This is a genomic window from Kitasatospora sp. NPDC093558 (assembly GCF_040683475.1).
Lineage (GTDB): Bacteria > Actinomycetota > Actinomycetes > Streptomycetales > Streptomycetaceae > Kitasatospora.
Genome location: NZ_JBFBDY010001266.1, coordinates 1 through 1,231 on the forward strand (window position 1 = coordinate 1; position 1,231 = coordinate 1,231).

Annotated in this window: 2 protein-coding genes; one reads left to right on the plus strand and one right to left on the minus strand. The window is 74.4% G+C overall.

Annotated elements, in window-relative coordinates:
* A partial coding sequence (locus tag AB0O00_RS40235) for a tetratricopeptide repeat protein (protein ID WP_363659618.1) occupies window positions 1-696 on the plus strand: 696 nt, incomplete at its 5' end.
* Window positions 697-727: 31 nt separating this feature from the next.
* Here AB0O00_RS40235 and AB0O00_RS40240 read toward each other — a convergent pair.
* Window positions 728-1,231: MFS transporter (locus AB0O00_RS40240; protein WP_363659619.1), on the minus strand; the 504-nt coding region annotated here is incomplete at its 5' end.

The window sequence follows — 1,231 nt, forward strand, 5'->3', positions numbered from 1 at the left end:
GAGGACGACCCCGTCCCCGCATACGTAACGGCCGGCGAGGGCCTCCTGGAGGTCGGCGAACTCGGCGCCGCCGTCCGCCTCATGGAGGCCGCCCGGGCACTGCCGCCGAGCCCCGACACCCCGCGCGCCACCACCGTCCTCGGCATCGCCCTGCGCGCCCGGGGCGACTTCCGCCGCGCCCGCGACGTCCTCACCGAGGCCCTGGACAGCACCGAGCCCGACCTGCACCACCTCGTCCGCCGGTACCTCGCCAGCGCCCTGTTCCGCCTGCACGAGTTCGCCCGCGCGGAGGAGGTCCTGCGTCCGGTCGCCGAGGACGCACAGAGCCCCCACCACCCGGAGGCCGTCCTCCTGCTCGCCCAGATCGTCGACAGCACGCCCGACCGCGAACAGGACGCCGCCACCTGGTTCGAGGCCGCCATCCGCTCCGGAGACCTCGACGTCGCCGGCCGCGCCCGCGTCCACTACACGTCGTTCCTCCAACGCCTGGGCGACGAGGACCGCGCCCGCGAGGTCCTGGCCATGGCCGGCGAGGAGCCCCGCGCGCTCCCCGCCGCTCCCCCTGTCCCACCCCCACCCTCGCCCGAAGGCCTCCCCGCCGTGGTCCTCCGCCTCCTCGCCGAACTGGCCGACGCCGAGGACGAACCCGTCGAAGCCACCTACTGGCGCACCCGCGCGGACGCCGCCGACGCCTGACCAAGCCCGATCCCGATCGGTTTCCGCGACCTCAAGGGGTCTGGGACTCGGAGTCCGCCCACGTTGTGCTGCTGGTTCGCTGCGGTCCGGACGAGCGTGACCCGAGCGCCAGTGCGGCAGCGGTCACCACGGACAGGACGCCCCAGGCGGCGGTGTAGCCGTGTGTCAGGTCGCTGATGAGCCCGAGCAGAGGCGGTGAGGCGATGACGGCGATCTGGTTGACCGCCATGACCGCGCCGAGCGTGAAGCCGGCCCGGTCCGGCGGCGCCGACTCGGACAGGTGGGCGACCCAAGGGCCGTACCAGCCGATGCCGAAGAAGCCGAGCCACAGGAAGTCCACGACCGCCACTGCGGGAACGTGCCCCGCGGGCGTCATCAGCAAGGCCGTCCCCGCGATGACGGCGGTCATGCTGCCCGCGACGGTGCGAAAACGGCCGTGCCGGCTGCGGTCGCTCCATGCGGCCAGGACGACGCGGCCCAGGCCGCCGGCGATCTGCACGCCCACGAGCACCGACGCCGCCGACGCGGCACCGAC